The sequence below is a fragment of the Rhizobium sp. SL86 genome, assembly GCF_026672545.1.
Taxonomy (GTDB): domain Bacteria; phylum Pseudomonadota; class Alphaproteobacteria; order Rhizobiales; family Rhizobiaceae; genus Neorhizobium.
Genome location: NZ_JAPPRJ010000001.1, coordinates 2303902 through 2325862, shown reverse-complemented (window position 1 = coordinate 2325862; position 21961 = coordinate 2303902). Strand labels below are relative to the sequence as shown.

Here is a 21961-nt window from a genome sequence, read left to right as displayed (position 1 = left end):
GCTGGACAACCAGGCAATCTCGCAACCCCGTCCGACCTTGTCGGGCGGGGTTTTCCTTTGAGCAGAAGAGGCCACAAAAAGACCCCGGCGTTGAGGCCAACGCCGGGGTCTTGAATGGTACCGATGATAAAGGGCGACGGACGCTTAGAGCTTGCCGTTACGCTGCTGGATCATCATGAAGGTGTCGTAGGTGTATTCCGAAAGCTGGGTCCAGAGATAACCTTCACGCTTGTAGGCCACCTGGTCCTCGTAGATCTTCTTGAACCACTCGTTCTTGGCGGTGATCTCACCATAGAGTTCCATGGCAGCCTTGAAGCAGGCATCCAGGATCTCCTGGCTGAACGGACGCAGGATCGTGCCCTGGCCGACCAGTTCCTTGATCGCGATCGGGTTCTTCGTGTCGTACTTCGCCATCATGTTGGTATTGGCAAAGGCGCAGGCATCCTCCAGCACGGCCTGATAGGACTTCGGCAGGGCTTCAAACTTCGCCTTGTTCATGAAGGCATGAATGACCGGGCCGCCTTCCCAGAAGGCCGGGTAGTAGTAATACTTGGCAACCTTGTAGAAGCCGAGCTTCTGGTCGTCATAGGGGCCGACCCATTCGGCGGCATCGATCGTGCCCTTTTCCAGCGAGGGATAGATATCGCCACCGGCGATCTGCTGCGGCACGACACCAAGCTTTTCGACGACGCGGCCGGCAAGGCCCGCAATGCGCATCTTGACGCCCTTGAAGTCATCAACGGTGTTGATTTCCTTGCGGAACCAACCACCCATCTGGGCGCCGGTGTTGCCAGCAATGTAACCGACGAGGCCGTGCGTCGCGTAAAACTCATTGAGCAGCTTGTTGCCGTTGCCCTGGTAGAACCAGCCATTGGTCAGGCGGGCATTGAGACCGAAGGGAATGGCCGTGCCGATCGCAAAGGTCGGGTCCTTGCCCACATAGTAGTAGGAGCAGGTGTGGCACATTTCGACGGTGCCGGCGGATACGGCATCGGCCGCCTGCAGGCCGGGCACGATTTCACCGGCGGCAAAGGTCTGGATGGTGAAGTTGCCGTCGGTTGCGGCGGCTACGCGTTTGGCGATGTCTTCGGCGCCGCCATAAATCGTGTCGAGCGACTTCGGGAACGACGATGTCAGGCGCCAGGTGATCTTCGGCATCGACTGCGCGATGGCCGGAGCGGCGAGCGTGGTGGCGGCGGCAGCACCGGCACCCGTCACGGCCGCCTTCTTGAAGAATGAACGACGATCCATAAATAACCTCCCGTTGTTAAAAGCCGCGGGAAGTCCTTTTTTCCCCTATCCCCGGCCTTGCAGCGAAGTAACCATGCTAGCCACCGGCATGCAAGCGGCACGGATAATATTCCTGCCTCTGACGGGGGCCGGAGGTTGCAATACTTTCGTCTAATATGCCTGTACAGACTAGGGGATGGGTGGCGCTTTGCTTGAGAAGCGCTTGCCGGGAAGTAGCGCCTGGCTGCGCCCCTTGACTTGGGCGGCAAGCAGGATCAAGAACGCCGCGTCCCTTCTGGAGATGATGATGACGACGCCCATCGTTGCAATCCCTGCCGATATCCGCCTTCTCGACAAGACCGAATGGCACGCGGCGCAGACCCAGTATATCAATGCCGCCGTCAAGGTATCGAAGGTCATTCCACTGATCGTGCCCGCATTGGAGAGTGGCCATGATCTCGAAGCCGTGCTGGACCGGGTCGATGGCGTTCTGGTGTCCGGTTCCGCAAGCAATGTGCATCCCTCGCTTTACGGCAAGACCGCAACGGAAGCGGACGGCCCCTTCGATCCGGCCCGAGATGCCACCACGTTACCACTGATCCGCAAAGCACTGGAGCGCGGCATTCCGCTGCTGGCCATCTGCCGCGGCATCCAGGAACTGAACGTAGCACTCGGCGGCACGCTGGCGAGCGAAATCCAGGAGCAGCCGGGCGTTTGGGACCACCGCAAGCCGCCGGTGGAAAGCCGCGACGACATGTTTGCCATCCGTCAGCCGGTGCATGTGCGCGAAGGCTCCTGCATTGCGCAGCATCTCGGCCTTGCCGGCGAGATCCAGGTGAATTCGCTGCACCGCCAGGCGATTGCACAAACGGCACCGCGGCTGCAGGTGGAGGCGACCGCCGCAGACGGCACGATCGAGGCCGTCTCGGTGATCGATGCCAAGGGATTTGCCGTCGGCGTGCAATGGCATCCGGAATACTGGGCGGAAACGGACAGCCCGTCCCGCGCCCTGTTCGAAGCCTTCGGCCAGGCGGTTCGCGACTACGCCGCCAACCGCTGAGACCTTTTCGTTTACGGTGGTCAGCCCTTGACCGGCGTTTCCGGAACGGGCGTCAGCACCTTGCCGTCGCGGAACCAGCCGATGAGATTGTCGACCACAAGATCGGCCATGTCGTTGCGCGTCGGCACCGAGGCGGACGCAACATGCGGCAACATGGACAGGTTCGGCAGGTCAAAGAAGCCAGCCGGAATGCGCGGTTCGTCGTAGAAGACATCGAGACCGGCCGCGGCGATCGTGCCGCTCTTGAGGGCCGCCATCAGCGCATCCTCGTCGACACTCGTGCCACGTCCCACATTGATGAAGACACCGTTCGGGCCGAGCGCCGACAAAATATCGGCATTGATGATCTTGTGCGTCTCGGCCGTCGCCGGAATGATCGAGATCAGCGTATCAACGGACTTGGCCAACTCGATCAGCGTCGGCACGTAGGTGTAAGGCACGCCCTCGCGCGGGTTGCGGGTGTGATAGCTGATCTTCACCTTGAAGGGTTCGAGTCGCTTGGCAATCTCGATGCCGATACGCCCGAGGCCGAGCAGACCGACATGCCGGTTCTTGAGCGAGAGCGGCGAGAGCGCAAACGGACCTTCCTTCTCCCAGCGCCCTTCGCGCAAATAGGTTTCCGCGACCGGCAGGCGCCGCACTGTGTTGATCAAGAGGCCGATCGTCGTATCCGCCACCTCGTCGTTCAGCACATCCGGCGTATGGGTGACGATGATGCCACGACTGGCGGCGAAGACAGCATCGACACCGTCATAACCGACACCGAAATTGGAAATCACCTTCAGGTTCGGCAGTTCCGCGATCCAGGCGGCCGGCATGCGGTTGGTGGTCGCCACACCGGCAATCTTCGCCTTGTCGTCCTGCGACAGCGCCATTTCCGCACCGGCTTCCGTCTGGATGACCGTAAAGGCGGACTTCAGGCGCTCCAGGGCACGGGGGTGGATACGGCCCGGAACGAGCACGGTGGTCTGGCTTTCGGTCATGATCGGTTTCCTGTCTTGCTCAGCCGCGGGGGCGATAAGGGCCGGTAGACTGGCGGATGCGCATTTCCGGCTTGATGAGGTGGATGCCATCGGGTTCGTGGCTACCTGCCAATCTATCCAGAAGTGCACGCGCGGCAAGACGCCCGACTTCCGTTTGCCCGTTCCACACCGTCGTCAGAGACGGCGTGGCAATCGAGGCCTCTTCCAGATCGTCGTAGCCGGTAACGGAGATGTCACGCCCCACCACCAGGCCGGCGCGAGCCACCCCGTTCATCAGGCCGATTGCGACAAGGTCATTCCAGCAGACGGCAGCCGTCGGCTTCTGCGGCAGAGACAGAAAATGCACCGCCGCCTCGAACCCGCCCTGCTTGGTGCGCGGGCCGGGAATGCGCAGGTTCGGATCCACCTCGATACCGGCCTTGCGCAGCGCATTGACATAACCCTGGTAACGGTCGCGGCCAGTGGACGTCTGGTCCGTGCCGCCGATCATCGCAATCGTCCGGTGTCCGAGGCCGATCAGGTGATTGGTGGCAAGCGAGATGCCGTAACTGTCATCGCCGCGATAGGTCGGCAGGTCGACGCCGTCCATCGAACGGGCGACCAGGATCGCCGGCATGCCATTGGCCTCTGCCAGCTTCACGTCTTCGATGGGTGTGCCGATGGCGGGCGACATGATGACGCCGTCGCCGCCGAGCTGCAGCAGCGTCTCGATGAAGGTCCGCTGTTTTTCGACCGAATCATAATGGTTGGACAGGATGAAGGTCTGGCGGCTGCGATCGAGTTCGCTCTCGATCGCCTTCAGGATCTCACCGTAGAAGGGGTTCATGATGTCGTGCACCACGACACCAATGATGCCCGACCGGGAGGTTCTGAGACTGGCGGCGCGGCGATTGTAGATATAGCCCAGCGCGCGAGCCTGTTCCTTGATCTTCTCCCGTGTGTCGATCGCCACGAGCGGGCTGTCGCGCAGCGCGAGAGAAATGGTTGCCGTGGAAAGTCCGAGACTTTCGGCAATGGTAGAAAGCTTGACCTTTTGTGCCACGTCCCCTCCCCGAAGGCGCAGTTACAAACCCCGATTAAACTGATCTAAACAATTTAATCCGAACAGGCAATCTTTAGACACAAAGCGGTCTTGTTTTAATCGTCGTCCTCGTCGTCCGCCTCGATCCCGTGCAGATTGCGGTCGAGCGTTTTGAGCAGTTTGACCAGATTGCGCAATTCCTTATCGGAAAAACCCTGGATGGCCTGGGCGCTGCAATCGGTGATGGCCTGATGGATGCGTTCGACGCTCTGGCGTCCGGTCTCCGAGAGATAGATCTTGGTCAGACGTGCATCCGCCCCATCGGAGCGGCGTTCCAGGAAACCCTGCGCCTCCATGCGGCCGATCGTGCGGGTCATGGTGGGTGCCTTGACGCCGAGGCGTTGCGCCAACTGGCCGGGCGTCAGCCCGGGCTCCGTATCGAGCTGCAGGATGACCCCGTCCTGGCCCGCATAAAGCCCGGCCTCTGCCAGGTTGCGCGACAGCGTGGTGCGCAGTGAACGGGCGGCCTGCGTCAGCACCGGCGAGAGTTCCGATAGCGACACCGGATCCTTCTTCTTGCCCGCCTTGTCCTTCTTGTCGCCCTTCTTCTTGCTCATCCCCACCCGCCCGGTTTTGCGACCTTGTCATTATCGGTATACGCTTTTGCGAGGCTATCCATAGCGAAAACAGGACATTATCGCCAGATGCAGTGCCCACGCCCCAGGTTTAACGACAACGACCCCAATCTTGATCCGTCAAAGCGGGCCGAATGGATCGCCGTCCTGCCGCTCGGCGCCCATGAACAGCATGGTCCGCACCTGCCTTTCGAGACCGACAGCCTGATCGCCGAAGGTCTGGTGGAGCGCCTGATCGCCGCAAAACCGGCCAGCCTGCCTGCAACCTTTCTGCCTGTCGAAAGGGTCGGTTACTCCATCGAACACATGGATGTCCCGGGCACGCGAAGCCTCTCCTTTGACGAGGCCGTATTTCGTTGGCTTGGGATTGCGGAGGCACTGTCGCAACAAGGTATCCGCAAATTCGTGATGCTGAACGCCCATGGCGGCAATTCTCCACTGATGACGATCGTCGCAACCGAAGCCCGCGTGCGCTTTAACATGCTGGCCGTTGCCACCAGCTGGACCCGTTTCGGCCAGCCGGAGGGCTGGATTGCGCCGGAGGAGAAGGCGATCGACATCCATGGCGGCGATATCGAGACCTCCGTCATGCTGGCGCTTTACCCGGACAAGGTGGACATGGCGAAGGCGGCAACCTTCTCCTCCCGGCAATCGGAGTTCAGCCGAACCTTCCGACATCTGCGCGCCTACGGCCCGCACGCCTTTGGGTGGAAGATGGCGGATCTCAACCCGATCGGTGTCGCCGGAAACGCCGCCGCCGCCACTGCCGAGCGGGGCGAGCAGCTGATCGCCCACGCCGTCCGCGGCATCCTGGAACTCTTGGATGACGTGCATCGGTTTGATGTTGCAACATTGTTGGACAGATAGCCTGCGTTCAGGAGCAACCGGCCAGGATCACACTTTTTCCGAAATGCACAGTGAGGGGGATTTGGTTGCAGTTGGCCCACATTTCACGGATACTGTGCACAGAACCACCTGAGGAACCTGTCATGCGCATATCGGTAGCAGAAGCAGCGGATCGCTTGGCGGAACTGACCAGGCGTGCGGACGAAGGTGAGCAAATTGTGCTGACTGACAATGGGCGATCAGCATTCCAATTGGTGCCTATTGCTGGCAGACCTTTACCTCCAGAAGAGAGAAAAAAGGTGTTTGACGAGATCCGCAGCAAAGCACCGACATGGTCCTCTCCCTTTGATACCGATGCCGCGCGAAGCCAGGACTTTCTCTACGACGAGTTTGGCCTGCCGAAATGATCGCTGTCGACACGTCTGCTCTGATCGCGATCATCAAGCAGGAGCCGCTCGGAGACCAGTGTGCCGCAATTTTGACCTCGGCACCGGCTGCCATCATGTCCGCGGGCACTTTGGTTGAAGCCCGCATCGTGGCGCTTACCGGCGGGAGAATTGAGGACTTGGACAAGATCGTTGCCGCCTCGATCTCCGAGATCGTGCCGGTAACGGAAGTGCGAACGCGGTTCATCTCTGACGTTTATGCCTTTTGGGGCAAGGGTATTCACCCCGCCGGCCTCAACTTCGGCGATTGTTTCGCTTATGCCACCGCCAAGGAATTCGGCTGCCCGCTTCTTTATGTCGGCCAGGATTTTGCGCGCACCGATATTGCCGCCGCCATCCCTGCAGGTCAGGCGTGATCTTATAACATACAAAAGCCCTTTGAACTGCCGCGGCCTTGGCCTTATATGATCGCCAACCGCTGTCGCTCCATTCGCCGAGCGCACCCATTCCCGGAGGTTCCCATGGCCGATACAGCCCCGCAGAAGCCCGTTCCCGTGACCGTTCTCACCGGTTATCTCGGCGCCGGCAAAACGACGCTTCTGAACCGCATCCTCACCGAAAGCCACGGCAAGAAGTATGCCGTCATCGTCAACGAGTTCGGCGAGATCGGCATCGACAACGATCTGATCGTCGAGTCGGACGAAGAAATCTACGAAATGAACAATGGCTGCATCTGCTGCACCGTCCGCGGCGATCTGATCCGCGTGGTGGAAGGCCTGATGCGCCGTCCGGGCCGTTTCGACGGCATCATCGTGGAAACCACCGGCCTTGCCGACCCGGTGCCGGTGGCCCAGACCTTCTTTATGGACGAGGATGTCCGCGCCAAGACCGAGCTCGATGCCGTCGTGGCGCTCGTTGATGCCAAGCACCTGCCGCTGCGCCTGAAGGACAGCCGCGAGGCCGAAGACCAGATCGCCTTTGCCGATGTCGTCGTCGTCAACAAGACCGATCTCGTCACGCCGGAGGAGCTTGCCACGATCGAGGAGATCGTACGCGCCATCAATCCGGCAGCGCGCATCTACAAGACCACCCGTTCCGGCGTCGATCTGGCCCGGGTGCTGGACCAGGGCGCCTTTAACCTCGAGCGCGCGCTGGAAAACGATCCGCATTTCCTCGAACATGGCCACGAGGACCATGTCTGCGGCCCGGATTGCGACCATCACCACCACGATCATGATCATCACCACCATGGTCACGATCACCATCATCATGACCATGATCATGGGCACGACCACGGGCATGATCATCATCACCATGCGGCGCCCTCGGCGATCCATGACGTGACGGTGAAGTCGATCTCGCTGCGTGGCGGAGAGATGAACCCTGACCGCTTTTTCCCCTGGATCCAGAAGGTCACGCAGACGGACGGTCCGAACATCCTGCGCCTCAAGGGCATCATCGCCTTCAAGGGCGACGAGGAACGGTATGTCGTCCAAGGCGTCCACATGATCATCGAGGGCGATCACCAGCGCCCGTGGAAGGACGGCGAGAAGCGTGAAAGCCGCCTCGTCTTCATCGGCCGCGATCTCGACCGCGAGAAGATCGAAAAGAGCTTCCTCGCCTGCCAGGCAGACCAGACCTGATGCCGACGGTTGCTCCTCTGGATCTCGAAGGTCATGTCGTCGCCGTGGAATTCCTTGGCGACGTGCCCTTCTTCGCCACCGCCGCCGGCGAGATCCGCCGGCTGGATGGCGGCGAAAAGGTGACAGAAGCGCATAACGGCCTGCTGACCTGCATCAAGGACCCCTTCAGCACCTCGCTGCTGACCGGTGGCGAAGATGGCAAGGTGATGCGGATTGCCGCCGATGGCAGCACGACGCAGATCGCCGAAGCGCCGCGCAAGTGGATCAATGTCGTGGCCGGCGGTCCGCAGGGTGCGGTTGCTTATGCCCATGGCAAGACAAGTTTCGTGGCGCTTGCCGATGGAACGGTGAAGGAATTCGCCGAAGAGCGCACGGTCGAGGCACTCGCCTTTGCACCGAAGGGGCTTCGGATCGCCGCCGCCCGGTATAACGGCGTGTCGCTGCATTGGGTGAACACCAGCTCGCCCGCAGCCGATCTGGAGTGGAAGGGCGCCCATACCGGCGTTACCTTCTCGCCGGATGGCCGTTTCCTGGTCACCACCATGCAGGAAAACGCCTTGCACGGCTGGAAGCTCGACGGCAAGGCGGGTGACGCCCGCCACATGCGCATGACCGGGTATCCGGCCAAGGTGAAATCCTATTCCTGGTCGCCCAAGGGCAAGTGGCTCGCCACCTCCGGTGCGCCGGCGGCCATCGTCTGGCCCTTCTCGGCCAAGGACGGCCCGATGGGCAAGGCGCCGCTGGAACTTGGCACGCGGGCGAATATTCTCGCCACCTGCGTCGCCTTCCACCCGGTGGAAGAAGTGCTCGCCATCGGCTTCATCGACGGCATGATTCTGGGCGTCCGGGTGGGCGACGGCAAGGAGGCACTGCTGCGCCGTCCCGGCAAGGGCGCCATCACCGCCATGAGCTGGAGCGGCAACGGCAAACTCGTCGCCTTCGGTTCCGAAGCCGGCGATTGCGGCGTGATCGATATTTCGGCGTAACGGCAACTCGGCTGTTGGGTAGAAGTCCCATTCGGGGCCTGTTCGGGCGGAGCATCCCCCTCTGGCTGCCGCCATCTCCCCCACAGGGGGAGACGGATGGAGCCTGCTCCCTGCCCCGTCTCCACAGTGGCCAGCCGATCGGTGAAGACGGAATACCATCCAATTTTTTCAGGCCAAGCACTGCTGACTGGGTGAAGGTCCTACCGTTCTGCGGTCTCCCCCCTTGTGGGGGAGATGGCGGCAGCCAGAGGGGGTTTTCGCCCCCACCGCTCAAGACGCCCGCTATGCCGCGTAGATCATCTTCTTGGTCATGCCGCCATCCAGCACCAGAACCTCTCCGGTCATGAAACCGGCACTGGTGAGATACACCACCGCCTCGGCCACATCCTGCGGTCGGCCGACCCGGCCGACGGGGTGCTGTGCGTGGTCCTCTGGCCGAAGCTCTTCGTCACCGGATATCCAGCCCGGCGCAATGGCATTGACGCGGATCTTCGGCCCCAAGCTCACGGCCAGCGCATGGGTAAGCGCCACAAGCCCGCCCTTCGCCGCCGCATAGGCCTCCGTCTGCGGCTCCGACATGAAGGCGCGGGTGGAGGCCATGTTGACGATGCTCGCTCCCTCGCCCATCAGCGGAACCGCCGACCGCGTCATCAGGAATGCGGCGGTCAGATGGCTGTCGGTCACGCGCCGCCAGTCCTCAAGCGACAGATCCTGGATGGGACCACTGACCGGCCCGGCGACGCCGGCATTGTTGACGAGCAGATCGAGGCTGTCCCAACCGAGCTCGGCAAAAGCCCCGGCAACCGAGGCTTCGTCGCCGACATCGCAGAAGATGTGCCGCACACCGGCCGCCTGCAGATCCTCCGCCGTATCCTTCATGTCGAAGGACGCCACACTCCAGCCGGCCTCCAACAAGGCCCGGCAGATCCCCGTGCCGATAAGGCCGGCACCGCCTGTGATGATCGCGTGTCTCATGCACGAAGAGATAGGATCAATTGTGCGCCTGTCCACCCGTCTCAGGCACTGCGCACGACAGCGATGATATCCGCCAGCAGCGCATGCAGCCGGTCGCGGTAGCCGTTGGCGGCCGAAGGCGAATCGGATTCCGACGTCATGGTGACGGTGAGTGCCAGGCGCGGTACGATGTAGAGCATCTGCCCGCCATAGCCCCAGGCAAAACGGACATCCTCGCCGCCGATCTCTTTCAGGAACCAGCAATAGCCGTAGCCATCGCCCGAATAACGGGAGGTGGTGCGCTGGTCCCACGAGGTCTTCACCCAGGCTTCCGGCACCACCTGGACACCATCCGCAGTCCGACCACCGCGCCGGTAAAGCTCGCCAAAGGCATGCAGAGAACGGGTGGTCATGGCCATCTGGTTGCCGCCGATATGCACGCCCTGCCGATCCCGCGACCACGAACCGATGCGGAAACCGTCGACCGGCTCGAACCAGTCTTCTGCCAATTGCAGGGTCGGTTTTCCGCCGACCTTCGTGAGGATGGCGGACAGAAGATGGGTGGAGGCAGTGGAATACACCATGGCGCCGCCGGGATCTTCGACAAATTCGTCTGCGAGTGTGAAGCGCACCCAGTTGCGGCTGGCAATCATGCGCCCGTAACTCGGCCCCAGTCCGGACTGCATGGACAGCAGCTGGCCAATGGTGATGCGGGCGAGCCGCGGGTCGGGATTTTCCGGCAGATCCGCCTTCAAGAGCGGTGCGATGGGCTGATCCACGCCTTCGAGCAGTTTCTTGTCGATCGCAATACCGACCATGGCCGAAACGATCGACTTTGATGCCGATTTGATGTTTGTAGAATCCGTCGGCTGATAGCCGTGGTAACCGCGTTCGGCCAGTTGTTCGCCGTCACGCGAGACGATGACGGCCTTCAGCGGCGGAAGTCGGCCGCCGCGCTCGAGAATTTCCGAAAGGGAAGTCGCAGATCCGGATGGTTGCGATCCGGCGGCATCGCCGGTCGGCGCCTCAGGATCGGCATCGGACGTGTCTTGCGCACGCGAAGAGAGAGCGGCAAGGGTGATCGGCAGGGAAAGTGCAAAGGTCCGTCGTGTCAGCATGCCTGCAAGATAGAACCATCCGTGCGGGACGCCACACCTGCCGGCCTCAGGTCACGGCCTTGTGACGATTTGCTCCGGCAAATAGGAAACGGGGACCAGCGCGGTCGAGGCGCTGATCCCCGTCTCTTCTCCTCATCCGAAGAAACCTGCCACGGTGCCGGATGCCCCCATCCGGACGATTCCTCGAAGAGGTAACCGCAGCCGCTTAGAAGCGGTAGGTCACACCGGCGCCGACCAGCCAGGGGTCAAGTTTGGCCTTGCCGGACAGCGGGCCGAGCGTCGAATGATTGGCGCTCCAGTCGGTTTCCAGGAAGAGCTTCTTGACGTCGAAGTTGACGCCCCAGTGTTCGTCGATCATGTAGTCGAAACCGACCTGCAGGGCCGCACCCACATGGTGATCCACCTTGAGGTTGCTGAAACCCGCCTTCTCCGATTCGTTGTAGAAGAAGGTGTAGTTGATGCCGGCACCGACATAGGGCTTGAAGGCGCCGAAATCGGTGAAGTGATACTGCAGCGTCAGCGTCGGCGGCAGGATCCAGGTCTTGCCGACATCGATACCAGCCAGAGAACCGGCACCCGAAATCTTGGCGCTGGTCGTGCCGAGGATGAGTTCGGCAGCGATGTTGTCGGTGAAATAATAGGAGATATCGAGTTCCGGGGTGACGGAGTTCGAATAATGCAGGTCGGAGCCCGCGACACCGTTGACCGAACCCTCGTCATTCGGGATCACGCCCAGCGCACGCACGCGGATCTGCCACGGGCTCTTGGCCGCGGCAACGGCCTCTTCGGCGGCCGGAGCCGGCGCAACCGGCGTCAGATCGGCTGCCTGAACCGCCCCCGAAAGAAGGACCGTAGCCGCACCCAGCATGGCGGCGAAAGCTGGCCCGTTCTTGATCATGTCACTCTCCTTGAAACATCGTCAGCAATTGATGTCCCGAGGAGTACCATTGAAGCGGCGCAGACAGTTGATCTCGATCAAACCCGCTTGACGTTGGTCAGGCCAGGCCAGGCCAGAGCGCAAATTGCTCCCGCAAAGTGCAGAAAAGCAACACTTGAGCAGGCGCTTAACAAAAACCCTCCCTCCGCGTGGATGCGGAAGGGAGGGCGACGACTGGAGAGGTCGATGGGTCTTCAGGCAGCGCGGCGAAGCGGCGGGCGCGAGAGCTTGCGGCCACTCGCCACCAGCATGCCGGCAGCACCGGCAAGCCAGCCAGCCTTCAGTTCAAGGCCAAGGAAGCGGTCGCGCGCGAATGGACCCGGCATCACCAGATGCTGTGCCTTGTCCGCAAAAAAGCCGAAGCGTTCGTAATAGGCCGCATCGCCAACGAGCAGGATCGCGCCGTGGCCGCGCTGATGCGCTTCCGCAATCGCTGCCCGCATCAACGCGGAGCCGATTCCCTTGCCCTCATGGGCCGAATCGACCGCAAGCGGACCGAGCAGCAGCGCATCCACCGGCGCGCCGGAGGCAGAAACGCCGGCTTCGACGTTCCACAGGCGGACCGTGCCGATCACATGGCCGGCCGGATCGCGGGCGACAAGCGCCAGCCCTTCCGCCGGCACACGGCCGCGGCGGATCTTTTCCGACGACTTCTTGCGGCGGTCGCGGCCCATGGCGCGGTCGAGCAGCGCCTCGCGCGCGACGACATCGGCCGGCGTTTCATGGGCGATTGTAAATGTGTTTGGCGCAAACAAAGCGCGCACAGCGTCAAGAACAGCGGCCATCTTGGCCTCCGAAGCTCAAAACCGTTCAAGCGGCACGAGAAAAAAGGGTGAAGTGCGGCTCCGGTCTTAGAACCGGAGCCGACGGATCGTCAGATGACGTAGGCCTTCAGCGGGTCGAAGCCGTTGAAGGCGACGGCCGAATAGGTCGTCGTGTAGGCGCCGGTGCCTTCGATCAGAACCTCGTCGCCCACCGTCAGCGTGATCGGCAGCGGATACATGTTCTTCTCGTACAGCACGTCGGCCGAATCGCAGGTCGGGCCGGCGATCACGCAAGGCTGCATCGCATCGCCGTCGCGCGTCGTGCGGATCGGGTAACGGATGGCTTCGTCCATGGTTTCGGCCAGACCGCCGAACTTGCCGATGTCGAGGAAGACCCAGCGATGTTCGTCATTGTCAGACTTCTTCGACACCAGAACGACTTCCGCCTTGATGACGCCCGCATTGCCGACCATGCCGCGACCCGGCTCGATGATCGTCTTCGGCAGGTTGTTGCCGAAATGCTTGCGCAGTGCCGCGAAGATGGCCTGGCCATATTCTTCGGCCGACGGAATGTCGCGCAGGTACTTGGTCGGGAAGCCGCCGCCCATATTCACCATCTGCAGGAAGATGCCCTGCTTGGCGAGCTGTGCGAAGACGCGCTTGGCATCGGCAAGAGCCGAATCCCAGGCATCGACCTTGGTCATCTGCGAACCGACGTGGAACGAAACGCCGTAGGATTCCAGGCCCAGCTGATGCGCATAGACCAGAACGTCGACGGCCATCTGCGGCACGCAGCCGAACTTGCGCGACAGCGGCCATTCGGCGCCTTCGCCATCGGTCAGAACGCGGCAGAACACACGGGCGCCGGGGGCTGCACGGGCAACCTTTTCGACTTCCTCGTGGCTGTCGACGGCAAACAGGCGAACGCCGAGTTCGAAGGCACGCGCAACATCGCGCTCCTTCTTGATCGTGTTGCCGAAGGAGATGCGGTCAGCGGTGGCACCGGCGGCAAGCGCCATCTGGATTTCAGCCACAGATGCGCAATCGAAGCTCGAGCCAAGCGAGGCGAGCAGCTTCAGAATAGCCGGCTCCGGGTTTGCCTTGACGGCATAATAGATCGAGCTGTCCGGCAGCGCGTGGCGGAAGGCGCGGAAGTTGTCGCGCACGACGTCGAGGTCCACGACGAGGCAAGGGCCTTCCGGGCGTTCGGTGCGGAGAAAGTCGAGGATGCGAGCGGTCGTCGTCATTGGTCCAATCCCTATTAAGCTTCTCCGGCGAGCCGAAGGACAAAGACGCGCAGACAGGTGAACGAGGCCCGGCCGGTGGAAATCCCGGAGCTTCGAACGCGCCTGATGCGCAGGGTTTGGGTCAACGCCCTGCCAAGAGCATTGATCCGGCTTTGTCTGCCATGGATTGGAGGGATTTACCCAACCGCACTTCCGGCAATGATGGTGTGCCTCTTCAGTATTGCAGGCTGATGGAAAGCCTGCAGAGACCAGAAAGGCCCGCACCGTCGTTGCTTCAAGATGTCCTCGCATTTCCCGGTTGGCCGGAATAGCGACTGGAGGGGTTAATTCCAGGTACCTTACCGATGACCTCACCTTAGGGATAAATCCCAATTCGAGGGTCGGCGGACACCCACAGGCACGTGCGACTTTGGGCAAGCCGGGAGATAAGATTTCCGCTCGTCATAATCAAGCGTTTTTTTGGACGAACCGCAAATTTTGGATTGCGCATCCGCCGGCAAGCCTCCACCTAGGGACAGCAACCAGAAAAGGGGCTTTCGGGTGGATACTCTAACGCGCATGCGAGCCTTCATAGACGTGGTGGAAGCGGAAGGGTTTTCCGCCGCAGCACGGCGCACGGGACGCTCCAAGGCGCTTCTGTCCAAATATGTGCGGGAGCTGGAGGATGATCTCGGCGCCCTGCTTCTGAACCGCACGACACGGCAGTTTTCCCTGACGGAAGCCGGACATACCTATTTCCGCACCGCCTCCGATATCCTGAAGGAGATCGACAACCTCGCCGACCTCGTGCGCGAGAACAATGCCGACCTCAAGGGAAGGCTCCGGGTCTCCGTGCCACGCACCTTCATCGATGCCGATGTCGGACAGTCGCTGATCGATTTTGCCAAGGCACATCCGGACGTCTCGCTCGACATCGTGGCGGAGGACCGGTTCGTCGATCTGATCGAGGAAAGCTTCGATCTCGCGATCCGAATCACCAAGCTGGAGGATTCGGGCATGATTGCGCGCAAGCTCTGCGATTTCCGGGTCTATGCCTGCGCCACACCGGATTATGTGGCGCGCTATGCGCCCCTTTCCCATCCGCAGGATCTCGCCGGCAAACCCGTCATCATCGACACCAACCTACGTTCGCACAACAACATGCGTTTTCAGGACCCGGCAGGCGGCGGGCAGATCAGCGTGCCGGTCGCAGGCCCCATTGAGGTCAACACGCCGCAGGCAACGCTGAAGGCCTCGCGCGCAGGCCTCGGCGTCGCCATGGTGCCGGATTTCCTGGCGCTTCCCTTCATCCGCTCCGGCGAACTGGTGACCCTGTTCGACGACTACATCATCAAGGACCGCGGCATCTATGCGGTCTACCCGCACCGGCGTTATCTTCCGGCCAAGGTGCGCGTCTTCGTCGACTTCCTGTCGAACTGGTTTCGCCGCACGCCGCAGCAACCGGAATAAGCAGAGATTGACCGAGGTCGAATTTCCGTCCCATTTTCGGGAGAGACCGGGGCAAGAACGGGGTCAGGATTCGCCGATGCGCATGAAATCATGGCTGCTTGCAGCCCTTCTGGGCCTTGCGCCGCTACCGGCGCTGGCCCACCCGCACATTTTCGTCGATGCACGGCTGGAAGTGCTGTCCGACGACAAGGGCAACGTGACGGAACTGCGCAACGTCTGGCGCTTCGACGAGATGTTTTCCTCCAGCGTGCTTCTGGATTTCGACAAGAACACCGATCTGAAGCTCGACGAGCATGAACTGGCCGAACTCGGCGAGACGATGCGCACCTCGCTTGCGGATTTCCACTATTTCACGACGATCACGGCGGACGGCAAGACGGTCCCGATCGCCAAGCCGGACGTGATCCATGTCAGCTACCAGAACCAGCAGATCCTCGCCTTCTTTGCGGTGAAGCCGCAAAAGCCGCTGCACCTGAAGGGCAAGCTGACCTTCGGCATCTATGATCCGTCGCTTTATACGGCGATCGATTTCCCGAGCGATGCGGATCTCGTGCCGGAAGGCAACAGCATCGCCGCCTGCAGGCACCAGGTGGTGCGGCCTGATCCGGACGAGGTCATCTCGCAGAACAAGAACACGCTGACCGACGCCTTTTTTAATGATCCGACGGGCACGGACATGACAAAGCTGTTTGCGACACGCCTTGAGGTGACATGCTGAACCGCCGCACACTGTCCCTCGGCCTTCTGGTGACACTTGCGACGGTCGCCGTCGCGCATGCCCAGTCTCCGCTCGGCGTGGGTGCCGCCGAACCGTCCTTCGACACGACCGGCATCCTCGGCCCCTTCCTCGGCTGGATCAATACCTACCAGCAGTCCTTCTACCGGGCGCTGACGGGCGCGCTGCGCGCCATGCGGGAAGATCCGTCCGCCCTGAACACGCTGGTCTGGCTCTCCTTTGCTTACGGCGTGTTCCACGCCGCCGGCCCCGGCCACGGCAAGGCGGTCATCTCGTCCTACATGATTGCCAACGAGACGGCACTGAAACGCGGCATCCTGATCTCGCTGCTTTCGGCGCTGGTCCAGGGGGCCGCCGCCATCCTGCTGGTGGCAGCCGCCTTCTACATCCTGCGCGGCTCTGGCATCACCATGACAAAGGCCACCTGGGCGATGGAGATCGCCAGTTTCGGCTTGGTCGCGCTGTTCGGCGCCTGGCTGCTCGCCCGGAAACTTTACGAGATCCGGCCGCGCTTCTCCTCGCTGCCGGTCTTTGCCGATGCAGCGCCCGGAGCGGGGCCGACCGGCCTGCGTTTTCAGGCGATCGAGGTGGACCACAACCACAATGATCTGGCGCCCGGCAGCTACTGCGCCGATTGCGGCGAGCTTCACATTCCGGATCCCTCCTCGCTCAAATCGAAGGATTTCAGCGTCCGGGAAGCCTGGTCGGCAATCATCGCGGTCGGTCTGCGCCCCTGCTCCGGCGCGATCCTCGTGATGAGTTTTTCCATCCTCAACGGGCTTTATCTGGCCGGCGGATTGTCGGTGCTCGCCATGTCGCTTGGCACGGCCATCACCGTCTCGATCCTCGCCATCCTGGCCGTCACGGCAAAGGATGTGGCTGTCCGGCTTGCCGGTCCCCGCTCGAAGCTCGCCTCGCGGCTGACGACGGCGATCGAACTGCTGGGCGCCCTGTTCATCCTGCTGGTCGGACTTGCCCTGCTCGGCGCCTCTTTGCAAAGCGGCAACCTGCAGACGCTCTGGTAACCTCAGCCTTTGCGGCGCTGGTGACGGGCTCTCAGCCAGAAAATCAGGAAGAAAGATAGCACCGCGGCCAGGCCGAACACGCCGGCAATCCAGGGTGAAATATTGCCGAGCCAGATCATGATGCTCGGCATCACGAAGAACAGCAGCATGAAGCCGCCCATGATGAGGGCCGCGGCGATGGCGGCCGAGCGGCCCGAGCTGTTCGTCATGCCGAGGCGTCCTTCAGTTCTGCGCGAATATCCTCCAGCCGGCGTTTCTGGTGGCCGTGGTCGTCGAAATTTTCTGGTGCGAGCCAGGCTTCGAAGGCCTTGGACAACAGTGGCCATTCGCTGTCGATCATTGAAAACCAGGCAGTGTCCCGATTGGCGCCCTTGGAGACCATGTGCTGGCGGAACACGCCTTCGAAGGTGAAACCGTAACGCGCAGCACTTGCCTTGCTCGGTTCGTTTTCGTTGTGGCACTTCCACTCGTAGCGGCGATAGCCGAGGTCTTCGAACACATGGCGCGCCATCAGGTAATGCACCTCGGTCGATAGCGGCGAGCGCTTCATCGCCGGCCCGTGCGCGACGGAACCAACCTCGATGACACCGTTGGCAGGATCCGGCCGCATGTAGCTTGCCATGCCGACGACCTCGCCATCCTCCTTGTCCCGGAAGACGAGCGTGATGAGGCGGCCATCGCGGTTCATGCCCTCCAGCCAGTCGGCAAACTCTTCCTTGGCTTTGTAGATGGGGTTCGGGAAGAACTGGATCAGGTCGTTGATCCCTTCTTCCCCACCGAGAGCCTCCCACAGCGTCTGGATATGCACCGCCCGCTCGTAGGGCTCCAGGATCACAAACTGGCCTTCCAGGCGCACGGGTGCCGGTGGCGGGCAGCCCTTGAAAGTCGCAAGATCACGCATCGAATTCCCCCTCGTTCGGCCATGAGGATTACGAGAGGCGGCCATCAAAGGCAACCGCCGCCTTGTCGCAGGGATTGATGGCCGCAATGCCTCAAAGGGAGACCTTGGCCGAGGAGACAGTCGCCTCGATGTGATCGACCAGCGCATCCGGCAGTTTCAGCCGACCGGCGAGCAGATCGAGATAACCGCGTTCGGCCCGCGTGTCGGGATCGATCGCCAGTCGGGAGGCCGTATAGATTTCCACCCGCTGCTCCTCGGTGCGGCCGGCCGCCACCAGCGCGTCGAGATCGATCGGATCGGCAAGCTCGCGCGAAAGAAAGGCTTCCGCTTCGGCGCCGAGATCCACCTCATGCACCTTCTGCATGATGTTCTGCCGCTCGAAGGCATCGATATGGCCATCCGCCTTGGCGGCGGCGATCATCGCGCGCAGCAGGGTCAGCGCAAAATCATTGGTGAGGGCGGCAGACTGCGGATTGAAGGGAGAATCGGCAGGCGGCTCAAGTGCCGCGGTATCCTGCGGCACGCCCTGCGGTTTGGCACCGGACTGGTAGTTCTTGTAGGCCAGGTAACCAAGGCCGGCGATGGCCGCAACGCCACCCAGCGTCGCGACGTTGCCGGCGAGCTTGCGCCCGGTCTTGGTGCCGAGGATGGCGGCGGCAAGCGCGCTGGTCTTCAAGGGATTGTTGCGGGCAAGATCACCCATCTGCCCGGCGCGGTCCTTGACCGATCCGGACAGGCCGGGGATCTGCGATCCGAGGAACTGGTCAAGAAGCTTCTTGGCGTCGAACATGAACTGTCTCCCTGTTGATCTCAGGGAGACAGATAGGAAGGGTCTGCCGTTTTACAAAGGCAATCAGGCCTTCAGGGCCGAAGCTTCCGATGCCAGTTTCGTGATGCCGGCCCAGTCACCCGCCGCGACCAGATCCTTCGGCGCCACCCAAGAGCCGCCGACACACACGACGTTCGGCAGCGACAGGTAATCGTGGGCGTTCTTCAGCGAGATGCCGCCGGTCGGGCAGAAGACGGTGCCGGCGAGCGGCGAGGAGAGCGCCTTCAGATAAGCGGCACCACCGGCCTGTTCGGCGGGGAAGAACTTCAGGACCTCGTAACCGGCCTCGCGCAGCGTCATGACCTCGCTTGCGGTGGCCGCACCCGGCAGCAGCGGAACGGCGGAATCCTTGGCAGCCGACAGCACGCCGGGCGCGACACCCGGGCTGACGATGAAGGTGGAACCGGCCTTGACGGCAGCCTCATAGTCGCGGGCATTCAGGATGGTGCCGGCCCCCACATGCGCGCCCTCGACTTCGGCGGCAACCGCCTTGACCGCATCGAGCGCCGCCGGCGTCCGCAGCGTGATCTCGATCGCCTTCAGACCACCTGCCACAAGCGCGCGTGCCAGCGGCACGGCCGAGGCGGCATCCTCGACGATCAGCACGGGCACGACCGGCTGCAGCTTCAGGATGGACAGCAGGCTTTGGGTCTTCGCGTTCATGATCGATCTCCCGCAGGTGGTGAATTGAAACGATTGAAAACTGCGCCTGAGATAGCGCGCCGCATTCATCCTGTCGAGGGGGCGCTGCGGCTCATGGCTTGCAAGGATGAACACAGTCGTGCGTATATGGTACTGTCACAAAAGTTGACGCTAGGAGAGCCCATGGCCAAAGAGATCGAACGGAAATTCCTCGTCCGCTCGGATGTCTGGCGGAAGGAAGCAACATCCTCGGCCGAGCTGATCCAGGGTTACGTGGCCATTGGCGACGACCGCAGCGTGCGGGTGCGCCTGTTCGATCGCAAGACGGCAAAACTGACCGTCAAGATCGGTCGCAAACTTCTCGCCCGCGACGAATACGAATACGAGATCCCGGTCAGCGATGCCGAGGAACTCATCAAGGCCAGCATCGGAACCGTCATCGAAAAGGTGCGTTACAATGTCCCGCGCAACGGTCTGGTCTGGGAGATCGACGTCTTCCGGGGCAGTTATCAGGGACTGGTGGTCGCCGAAGTGGAATTGACAAGCGAAGACGAAAAGCCGCCGATTCCGGTCTGGATCGGTCGGGAAGTGACGGGAGACCGGCGTTATTCCAATATGGTGATGGCCATGGAAGGTCTGCCGAGGGAGTTGTTGCATGGCCTTTCGCATCCGTCCCTCTAAGCGCTTCACCAGCGAATTCATCTCGGTCGGGCGTTCCCAACTCGAAAAGGCGATGGCCGTGCTGTCCGATCAGCCCGATGGACCGCATGCGGCAATCCATGCGGCCCGCAAGCGCTTCAAGCGATTGAGGGCGCTTTATCGACTGGTCTCCCCCGACGCGAAGGAGTTCAGAGAGCAAGAGAACGCCCGCATCCGCGACATGGCCCGCTCTCTTTCAGCCGTCCGCGATGCCACCGCTCTGGTGGAGACGGTCGATTATCTGGCGACCCAAGCCACCTCCGCCGAGGAGTTCACCGCGCTTTCGCATGCCTCCCGCACGTTGATGGACAGGCGGGACCGTATCGCGGAAAATGAGGTGGATCTGCCGGAAAAGATCAGCAACGCCATCGCAACCTGTGGCGAGGCGATCGCCGCACTGGAAGAACTCGACCTCAGCGACAGCCGCAACCGCACCGCCCGCCGCCTCGGCAAGGTCTGGACGAAACAGCAGCAAAAGGCACAGCTCGCGCTGATGCATTGCCTCAGCAATCAGGAGGCGGAGGCTTTCCACGACCTGCGCAAGCGCGGCCAGGTCTACTGGATGCATCTGTCCCTGTTGCGCGATCTCTGGCCATCCGCCATGACGGCAAAACAGAACGAGGCGAAGCTTTTGGTCGATCTTCTCGGTCACGAGCATGATCTCAGCGTGCTGACCCAGACGGTCAATGAAAATCCGGAGGAATTCGGCACCAGCGATACGCTGGCCCTGCTGATCGCCGCGATCATCACCCGTCAGCAAGCATTGCGGCAGGAGGCGTTGACACGCGCGGAAACCGTCTTCCAGGACGATCCGGTGAGAGAGGGCAAGATCATCGAAATGCTCTGGTCCGAGGCATCCTGAGGCCCTGTGGCACGGCGCCGCTCGATGATTTATGTTGCACCGCACGGAAACTGCGACTTTTCGCAAATTCGATTCAAATACTGTTAACCGGCACCCGCCAAGCTCCCATCGGTTTGACGAGGAACTTGCCAGTGTTGACACGTATTAGCCTCTGCGTCGCGGCCATCATGGCCTCTTGTCTTTCTGTTCCCGCCTACGCCGAACAAAAACTGGACCTCTTTTACAATTCGGCCGGCAACAAGGAAAAAACCCTTGGGTTCCAGGTACTTCAGCTGGCCATCGAAAAATCCGGCAAACCCTATGTGCTGAAGCCGTCACCCACGGGCTACAGCTCGAATGCCGGCATGGTCGATGCCATCGCCAACGGCGCCGAGATCGACATCGCCTGGGTCAACGCCGCCAAGGCTGTCTCGGCGAAGCTACTTTCGGTTCCGTTCCCGATCGACCGTGGACTGGGCGGTTATCGCCTGTTCCTGATCGATGGCGCCCGCCAGAACGAATTCAGCAAGGTCAAAACGCTTTCCGACCTCAGCAAGTTCATCGCACTGCAGGGAACCGGATGGGCGGACGTGGACGTGCTGCGCAAATCCGGCCTCACCGTCCGCACCGGTCCGCAGAAAAACCTCTACCGCATGACGCTCGGCCAGCGCGGCGATTATTTTGCCCGCGGGGTCAATGAAGCGCTCAACGAGCAGGCCAAACAGGTGGCCGACGTACCGGGCCTCGCGGTGGAAAAGACGCTGGTCCTGCAATACCCGTCCGCCTCGATTTTCTACGTTTCCAAATCCCGGCCGGAGCTGCGCGACGATCTTCTGCGCGGCCTCGAGATCGCATGGAAGGACGGCTCCTTCGAGGAAGTGTTCCTCTCCAATCCCGACATCAAGCTCGCCTTCGACAAGGGCGATCTGAAGACCCGAACCATCATCAAGATCCCCAATCCGAACCTGCCTGACGATATCCTCGCAATGGATGCCAAGTACTGGTTCGATCCGCAGAAATAGCCTTCAC

Annotated in this window: 25 protein-coding genes; 12 read left to right on the top strand and 13 right to left on the bottom strand. The window is 61.6% G+C overall.

Annotation, left to right across the window (positions count from 1 at the left end; translation table 11 throughout):
• Nucleotides 1–144 precede the first annotated feature (144 nt).
• Nucleotides 145–1251 carry a TRAP transporter substrate-binding protein gene (locus tag OU993_RS11445; protein ID WP_268157135.1) on the bottom strand — a complete coding sequence of 369 codons (1107 nt, stop codon included), beginning with the start codon at nt 1249–1251 and terminating at the stop codon, nt 145–147.
• A 286-nt stretch (nt 1252–1537) separates the two neighbouring features.
• Here OU993_RS11445 and OU993_RS11440 point away from each other — a divergent pair, with 286 nt between their 5' ends.
• A complete protein-coding gene (locus OU993_RS11440; protein ID WP_268157133.1) occupies nt 1538–2290 on the top strand; it encodes a gamma-glutamyl-gamma-aminobutyrate hydrolase family protein in 753 nt (250 codons plus the stop codon).
• A 20-nt stretch (nt 2291–2310) separates the two neighbouring features.
• On the opposite strand, the gene OU993_RS11435 is transcribed toward OU993_RS11440, so the two are convergent.
• The 3 genes from OU993_RS11435 to OU993_RS11425 form a co-directional block, all read right to left on the bottom strand.
• Complete coding sequence (locus OU993_RS11435) at nt 2311–3273, bottom strand: 2-hydroxyacid dehydrogenase (RefSeq protein ID WP_268157131.1); 963 nt, start codon at nt 3271–3273, stop codon at nt 2311–2313.
• 19 nt (nt 3274–3292) lie between these two features.
• A complete protein-coding gene (locus OU993_RS11430) occupies nt 3293–4315 on the bottom strand; it encodes a LacI family DNA-binding transcriptional regulator (protein WP_268157129.1) in 1023 nt (340 codons plus the stop codon).
• Nucleotides 4316–4410: 95 nt separating this feature from the next.
• Nucleotides 4411–4911: a MarR family winged helix-turn-helix transcriptional regulator gene (locus tag OU993_RS11425; RefSeq protein WP_268157128.1), complete on the bottom strand. Its 501-nt coding sequence runs from the start codon at nt 4909–4911 to the stop codon at nt 4411–4413.
• Between the two features lie 87 nt (nt 4912–4998).
• Between OU993_RS11425 and OU993_RS11420 the strand changes: the two genes are divergently transcribed.
• From OU993_RS11420 to OU993_RS11400, 5 genes are all read left to right on the top strand, one after another.
• Nucleotides 4999–5796 (top strand): creatininase family protein, encoded by a 798-nt coding sequence (locus OU993_RS11420; protein ID WP_268157127.1) that lies wholly within the window; start codon nt 4999–5001, stop codon nt 5794–5796.
• 122 nt (nt 5797–5918) lie between these two features.
• Entirely contained in the window at nt 5919–6182 is a 264-nt protein-coding gene (locus tag OU993_RS11415; RefSeq protein WP_268157125.1) for a type II toxin-antitoxin system Phd/YefM family antitoxin, read from the top strand.
• Nucleotides 6179–6577, top strand: coding sequence for a type II toxin-antitoxin system VapC family toxin (locus OU993_RS11410; RefSeq protein ID WP_268157123.1), 399 nt, complete (start codon nt 6179–6181; stop codon nt 6575–6577). Before OU993_RS11415 ends, OU993_RS11410 begins: the two co-directional genes overlap by 4 nt.
• 105 nt (nt 6578–6682) lie before the next feature.
• Nucleotides 6683–7804 carry a CobW family GTP-binding protein gene (locus OU993_RS11405; protein WP_268157122.1) on the top strand — a complete coding sequence of 374 codons (1122 nt, stop codon included), beginning with the start codon at nt 6683–6685 and terminating at the stop codon, nt 7802–7804.
• Entirely contained in the window at nt 7804–8790 is a 987-nt protein-coding gene (locus tag OU993_RS11400; RefSeq protein WP_268157120.1) for a WD40 repeat domain-containing protein, read from the top strand. Before OU993_RS11405 ends, OU993_RS11400 begins: the two co-directional genes overlap by 1 nt.
• Nucleotides 8791–9072: 282 nt before the next feature.
• Here OU993_RS11400 and OU993_RS11395 read toward each other — a convergent pair whose 3' ends face one another.
• The 5 genes from OU993_RS11395 to odc2 all read right to left on the bottom strand — a co-directional run bounded on the left by OU993_RS11395 (nt 9073) and on the right by odc2 (nt 13810).
• Nucleotides 9073–9765, bottom strand: a complete 693-nt coding sequence (locus OU993_RS11395; RefSeq protein WP_268157119.1) for an SDR family oxidoreductase — start codon at nt 9763–9765, stop codon at nt 9073–9075.
• 41 nt (nt 9766–9806) lie between these two features.
• Nucleotides 9807–10859, bottom strand: coding sequence for a serine hydrolase domain-containing protein (locus tag OU993_RS11390; protein WP_442792949.1), 1053 nt, complete (start codon nt 10857–10859; stop codon nt 9807–9809).
• A 208-nt stretch (nt 10860–11067) separates the two neighbouring features.
• Complete coding sequence (locus OU993_RS11385) at nt 11068–11757, bottom strand: OmpW/AlkL family protein (protein WP_442792948.1); 690 nt, start codon at nt 11755–11757, stop codon at nt 11068–11070.
• A gap of 236 nt (nt 11758–11993) precedes the next feature.
• Entirely contained in the window at nt 11994–12584 is a 591-nt protein-coding gene (locus OU993_RS11380; RefSeq protein ID WP_268157115.1) for a GNAT family N-acetyltransferase, read from the bottom strand.
• 89 nt (nt 12585–12673) lie between these two features.
• A complete protein-coding gene (gene odc2, locus OU993_RS11375; protein WP_268157114.1) occupies nt 12674–13810 on the bottom strand; it encodes an ornithine/lysine decarboxylase in 1137 nt (378 codons plus the stop codon).
• 540 nt (nt 13811–14350) lie between these two features.
• On the opposite strand from odc2, the gene OU993_RS11370 reads away from it, so the two are divergent.
• From OU993_RS11370 to OU993_RS11360, 3 genes are all read left to right on the top strand, one after another.
• Complete coding sequence (locus OU993_RS11370; RefSeq protein WP_268157113.1) at nt 14351–15259, top strand: LysR family transcriptional regulator; 909 nt, start codon at nt 14351–14353, stop codon at nt 15257–15259.
• A gap of 76 nt (nt 15260–15335) precedes the next feature.
• A complete protein-coding gene (locus tag OU993_RS11365; protein WP_268157112.1) occupies nt 15336–15977 on the top strand; it encodes a DUF1007 family protein in 642 nt (213 codons plus the stop codon).
• Nucleotides 15971–17020: a nickel/cobalt transporter gene (locus OU993_RS11360; protein ID WP_268157111.1), complete on the top strand. Its 1050-nt coding sequence runs from the start codon at nt 15971–15973 to the stop codon at nt 17018–17020. The genes OU993_RS11365 and OU993_RS11360 overlap by 7 nt, the downstream gene beginning before the upstream one ends.
• Before the next feature lie 2 nt (nt 17021–17022).
• Here the strand turns inward: OU993_RS11360 and OU993_RS11355 are convergent, their stop codons facing one another.
• The 4 genes from OU993_RS11355 to OU993_RS11340 form a co-directional block, all read right to left on the bottom strand.
• The gene (locus OU993_RS11355) at nt 17023–17229 is read right to left on the bottom strand and encodes a hypothetical protein (RefSeq protein WP_268157109.1); all 207 of its coding nucleotides are present in this window, start codon (nt 17227–17229) and stop codon (nt 17023–17025) included.
• Nucleotides 17226–17921: a GNAT family N-acetyltransferase gene (locus tag OU993_RS11350; RefSeq protein WP_268157108.1), complete on the bottom strand. Its 696-nt coding sequence runs from the start codon at nt 17919–17921 to the stop codon at nt 17226–17228. The genes OU993_RS11355 and OU993_RS11350 overlap by 4 nt, the downstream gene beginning before the upstream one ends.
• Nucleotides 17922–18012: 91 nt before the next feature.
• Nucleotides 18013–18711 carry a tellurite resistance TerB family protein gene (locus tag OU993_RS11345; RefSeq protein ID WP_268157107.1) on the bottom strand — a complete coding sequence of 233 codons (699 nt, stop codon included), beginning with the start codon at nt 18709–18711 and terminating at the stop codon, nt 18013–18015.
• 63 nt (nt 18712–18774) lie between these two features.
• Nucleotides 18775–19413: a 2-dehydro-3-deoxy-phosphogluconate aldolase gene (locus OU993_RS11340; RefSeq protein ID WP_268157105.1), complete on the bottom strand. Its 639-nt coding sequence runs from the start codon at nt 19411–19413 to the stop codon at nt 18775–18777.
• A 162-nt stretch (nt 19414–19575) separates the two neighbouring features.
• Between OU993_RS11340 and OU993_RS11335 the strand changes: the two genes are divergently transcribed.
• From OU993_RS11335 to OU993_RS11325, 3 genes are all read left to right on the top strand, one after another.
• Complete coding sequence (locus OU993_RS11335) at nt 19576–20073, top strand: CYTH domain-containing protein (RefSeq protein ID WP_268157103.1); 498 nt, start codon at nt 19576–19578, stop codon at nt 20071–20073.
• Entirely contained in the window at nt 20048–20953 is a 906-nt protein-coding gene (locus tag OU993_RS11330) for a CHAD domain-containing protein (RefSeq protein WP_268157101.1), read from the top strand. Before OU993_RS11335 ends, OU993_RS11330 begins: the two co-directional genes overlap by 26 nt.
• Nucleotides 20954–21084: 131 nt before the next feature.
• On the top strand, nt 21085–21954 hold the full coding sequence (locus tag OU993_RS11325) for a hypothetical protein (protein WP_268157100.1): 870 nt from the start codon (nt 21085–21087) through the stop codon (nt 21952–21954).
• Nucleotides 21955–21961: the final 7 nt, after the last annotated feature.